This window comes from Frankia sp. CcWB2 (genome assembly GCF_977927585.1).
The window spans coordinates 14,002-18,673 of the sequence record NZ_CDWRCM010000030.1 but is presented as its reverse complement, the minus strand read 5'-3'; the positions used below and the strand labels follow the sequence as shown (position 1 = coordinate 18,673).

The 4,672-nt window shown below is 71.3% G+C and carries 5 protein-coding genes; all 5 read right to left on the bottom strand.

Annotated features, from left to right (window positions below):
• Window positions 1-878 (bottom strand): serine hydroxymethyltransferase (locus tag ACY45C_RS05390; protein WP_462186545.1); only part of this gene is annotated, 878 nt, incomplete at its 3' end.
• Between the two features lie 286 nt (window positions 879-1,164).
• Window positions 1,165-1,815 (bottom strand): L-threonylcarbamoyladenylate synthase, encoded by a 651-nt coding sequence (locus ACY45C_RS05385; RefSeq protein WP_462186544.1) that lies wholly within the window; start codon window positions 1,813-1,815, stop codon window positions 1,165-1,167.
• Window positions 1,816-1,849: 34 nt separating this feature from the next.
• Window positions 1,850-2,860 carry a peptide chain release factor N(5)-glutamine methyltransferase gene (prmC, locus tag ACY45C_RS05380; RefSeq protein WP_462186543.1) on the bottom strand — a complete coding sequence of 337 codons (1,011 nt, stop codon included), beginning with the start codon at window positions 2,858-2,860 and terminating at the stop codon, window positions 1,850-1,852.
• Entirely contained in the window at window positions 2,857-3,930 is a 1,074-nt protein-coding gene (gene prfA, locus ACY45C_RS05375; protein WP_462186542.1) for a peptide chain release factor 1, read from the bottom strand. The genes prmC and prfA overlap by 4 nt, the downstream gene beginning before the upstream one ends.
• Window positions 3,931-4,058: 128 nt before the next feature.
• Window positions 4,059-4,295 carry a 50S ribosomal protein L31 gene (gene rpmE, locus ACY45C_RS05370; RefSeq protein ID WP_462186541.1) on the bottom strand — a complete coding sequence of 79 codons (237 nt, stop codon included), beginning with the start codon at window positions 4,293-4,295 and terminating at the stop codon, window positions 4,059-4,061.
• Between the last annotated feature and the right edge of the window lie 377 nt (window positions 4,296-4,672).

The following is a 4,672-nucleotide window of genomic DNA, read 5'->3' as shown; positions in this document are numbered from 1 at the left end:
TGGCGAGCGTATTGCGCGTAAGCGGGCGAGGCCGCCTCTCGCAACGCGACGGCCTTCGCCGCGACCGCGTGCATCAGCGGGCCACCCTGGCTGAACGGGAACACGGCCTTGTCGATGCGGGAGGCCAGCTCCTCGCGCGCGAGGATCATGCCCCCCCGCGGGCCGCGCAACACCTTGTGGGTGGTGAAGCTGACGACGTCGGCGTAGGGCACGGGGCTCGGGATCGCGCCCCCGGCGACCAGACCGATGAAGTGCGCCGCGTCCACCATCAGCCACGAACCAACCTCGTCGGCGATCGAGCGGAACGCGGCGAAGTCGATCAGACGTGGGTAGGCCGTCGCCCCACAGATGATCATCTTGGGCCGGTGCTGGCGGGCGAGCTCCCGCACCTGGTCGTAGTCGATCAGCTCGGTGTCCTCCCGCACGCCGTAGGCCACCACGTTGAACCACTTACCGGAGAAGCTCACTTTGCTGCCGTGGGTGAGGTGACCGCCATGCGGCAACGACATCGCCAGGACTGTGTCACCGGGCGTGAGTAGCGCCGCATACACCGCGAAGTTCGCCGACGAGCCCGAATGCGGTTGCAGGTTGGCGTGCTCCGCGCCGAAGAGCTGCTTCGCCCGGGCGATGCCGATCTCCTCGGCCCGGTCGACCACCTGGCAACCGCCGTAGTAACGCCGACCCGGATACCCTTCGGCGTACTTGTTCGACAACGTCGAGCCCAGCGCCGCCAGCACCGCCGGGGACGTGAAGTTCTCGCTCGCGATGAGTTGCAGGCCGCCGCGCAGCCGGTCCAGCTCATCGAGGACCACCTCCGCGATCTCCGGATCCGTCGCGCTCAGCTGGTCGAAGTCCGGGCCCCAGAACGGGGTGCTCATGACGTTCCTAACCTCCTGCGCTAGAACGGCGACCGCACTGGAACGGCAACCGTGCCACAACCGGCAACCGATGACCGGTGCCGCCGCGCGGGCAGCCCGGTCACCCCATGCTCCTCTGGCCCGGGAACACCATCCACCCGGATCTACCCGAAGCCACCCGCTGTGACCATCGCCCCCGCGACCCGGTTCAGGATCGTACGGGACTCTCCCGCCGGGACGATCAGCGGCGTCAGGCCCACCCCACGCCGGCCCGTCCGGACCCCGGGCCCGGCTCCAGTTCACGGGCTCACCGGTTCACGGGCTCCCGGACCAGCGGCAACACTGCACGCAGCGCGGTGAGATCAATCGCACCGCTGCGCAGTACAACGGGCACCTCCTCGGTGCAGTCGACGATGGTCGAGGGGACGGCGGCCGGGCACGGTCCCCCGTCGAGATAGACACCCGCGGCACCGCCGAGCTGGTGCAGCGCCTCGTCGATCGTCGTCGCCGGAGGCTGGCCGCTGATGTTCGCGCTGGAGACGGCCATCGGCCCGGTCCGACCCAGCAGCTCGATCGCCACCGGGTGCAGCGGCATGCGCACCGCCACCGTGCCCCGGCCCTCCCCGAGATCCCAGCGCAGCGACGGGGTGTGCCGGACTACCAGCGTCAGCCCGCCCGGCCAGAATGCGGTGATCAGCTCCCGGAGCTGGGGAGTCATCCGCTCGATCAGCCCGTCGAGGGTGCGCCAGGAGCCGACCAGGACCGGGACCGGCATGTTCCGGCCACGCCCCTTTGCCGCCAGCAGCGAGGCCACCGCGTCCCGGTCGAAGGCATCGGCGCCCAGCCCGTAGAGCGTGTCGGTGGGGAGCACAACCAGCCCACCCCGGGCGACGGTGCTGACCGCCGCGTCGAGACCGCGGGCCCGCTCCCGTTCGTCGGAGCAGTCGAAACGTTCCATTGCCGGTCCTCTTCTCAAGGATCAGGGTTCGTCCTCAGGATCGGGGCTCGCGGGACGCCCCGCGCTGGCCGGTGACGAACCGGTCCCGGCCGGCCAAGTCCCGATGATCCGCCACGTGCGACCAGCGGCCATCGGCGCGAAGCAGCTCGGGCGCCGACACCCCGTGGCCGTCGGCGTGTTCGATGACGAGTAGACCGCCTGGCCGCAGGAGCCGCGCCGCCACCCCGACAACCGTGCGCACCACGTCGAGCCCGTCGGGCCCTCCCCACAGGGCGCGGGCCGGATCATGCTCGCCCACCTCGGGCTCCACCGTGTGGCGGTCGGAGTCGGGGAGGTACGGCGGATTGCTGATGATCAGGTCGACCGTCCCGGCGAGTCGGGTGAGCGGCTCGGGCAGCGCCGCGGCGATGTCGGCTGCGTGCGCCGTCACGGGAAGACCGGTGTCGGCAATGTTGCGTCGCAGCCAGACCACCGCCGCCGGGTCGACCTCCACGGCGTGCACCCTCGCGCCGGGCAGCTCCGCCGCCAGGGACAGCGCGATCGCCCCCGAGCCCGCGCACAGATCGACGCACAACGGTCCCGGCTGCCGGGCCCCGGTGAGCCCGGCGGGCCCGGTGAGCGCCCATTCGACGACAGACTCCGTCTCAGGCCTCGGGATGAAGACCCCGGGGCCGACGGTGAGCTCGAGGTGGCGGAAGCCGGCGACACCGGTCAGGTGCTGCAGCGGCACCCGTTGCGCACGCCTGGCCACGAGCTCGTCCAGCCGCCGCGCCGCTGCCGCCGTGACGTCGTCGAGCAGTGCCAGCCGGCCGCGGGGCACCGCGAGCACGAAGGCGGCGAGCTGCTCGGCGTCGGCACGGGGGCTCGCCACCCCGGCCGCACGCAACCGGTCGGTCGCCACCGCCAACCACGCGCCCAGCGGTGTCAGGTCGGCCGCGTGGCGCACCGGGCTCAGGGGATCCGCGGAGCCCGAATGTGGGGACGCGCCCCGGCCCGGCTGCTCCGTGCCCCGAGAGCGCCCCTGCACGGCCGACGGGCCGGTCATGACGCCTGAGCCGCCAGCCGCGCGTCGAGGTCCGCGGCGGCCAGCGCGTCGAGGACCTCGTCGAGCTCCCCGTCGAGCACCTGGTCGAGGTTGTGTGCCTTGTAGCCGACCCGATGGTCGCTGATCCGGTTCTCGGCGAAGTTGTAGGTCCGGACCCGCTCCGACCGGTCCACCGTGCGGACCTGGCTGGCACGCGCCAGCGACGCCTCCGACTCGGCCTTCTCCCGGGCCGCCCCGAGCAGGCGGGCCCGCAGGATCCGCAGCGCGGACTCCTTGTTCTGTAGCTGGCTCTTCTCGTTCTGGCAGGAGACGACCACACCGGTCGGGATATGGGTGATCCGGACCGCGGAGTCCGTGGTGTTGACGCTCTGCCCACCGGGGCCGGACGAGCGGAACACGTCGATGCGCAGGTCGTTCGGGTCGATCTCGACATCAACCTCCTCGGCCTCCGGAAGCACCAGGACCCCGGCCGCCGAAGTGTGGATACGTCCGGCGGACTCGGTGACGGGCACCCGCTGGACGCGGTGCACCCCGCCCTCGAAGCGCAGCCGGCCGTAGACGCCGTCCCCGGGGCCCGCGGGTCCCCGGGCCTTCACCGCCACGCTGACATCACGATAACCGCCGAGGTCGGAGGGGTTGGCGTCGAGGATCTCGGTCTTCCAGCCGCGCCGTTCGGCATAGCGCAGGTACATCCGGAGCAGGTCTCCGGCGAACAGCGCCGATTCTTCGCCACCGGCGCCGGCCTTGACCTCGAGGATGGCGTCCCGGGCGTCGTCCGGGTCAATCGGGACGAGGTAGGCCCGCAGTCGGTCGTTGAGCCGGGCCAGCTCCCCGCCGAGATCATGGACCTCGTCCCGGAACGACGGGTCCAGCGCCGCGAGCTCGCGGGCGGCAGCGAGGTCCCCCTCCACCCGGTCGAGCTCGCGCGCAAGATCCACGACCGGGGCGAGCTGCGCGTAGCGACGGCTCAGGGCGCGCGCCTTCGCGGGGTCGTTGTGCACCGCCGGGTCGGCGAGCTGCCCCTCGATCTCGGCGTGCTCGGCGATCAGGCCGTCGAGCGGGGACGTCATCGTGGTTCCTTCGCACGTCATGGTCCTGGAACACGTCACGGTTCCGGGAGAGGGTCGGTGGGACGGGTACCACCCGTCCCAGACGCAAACGGCGCCCGTCCGGAGTCCGAACGGGCGCCGCGGCCAAGCTACTTCGCGCCGCCGACCTTCTCGCCGGGGCGCCGCCGACCGAACCGGCGCTCGAACTTCTCGACCCGGCCGCCGACGTCGAGGATCTTCTGCTTGCCGGTGTAGAACGGGTGGCACTGCGAGCAGACCTCGGCGTTGACGACGCCGTTCTCCTTGGTGCTGCGGGTGGTGAAGGTGTTCCCGCAGGTACAGGTGACCGTCGTCTCGTGGTAGGTCGGGTGGACGTCAGACCTCATGATCCCTCTTTCGAAGTGGCCGCCGGGTCGTCGTCTCGCGTGGACGACGTGAACCGGAGCCGGTCTGCTGCCAGTCTGCCAGAGGCCGGGTGCACCGACCGCCAGCCGATGCCAGGGGTCCCCACACTGCGCCGAAGACGCCAACGGCTCCCCCCAACAACCCCCCACAGCAAGATCGCCGAAGGCGATCGCGCGGAAACCCCGAACGGCACCCAACGCCAGGGGTCCCCACACTGCGCCGAAGGCGCCGTGTGGGGGAAGGCTAATCCTGAGGCGGTGCGGTCTTGGCGATCTGCATCAGGAACTCGTAGTTCGTCCTGGTCTGCTTGAGCCGGTCGAGCAGGAGCTCGAGGGCCTGCTGGGTCTCCCTGGTGTGG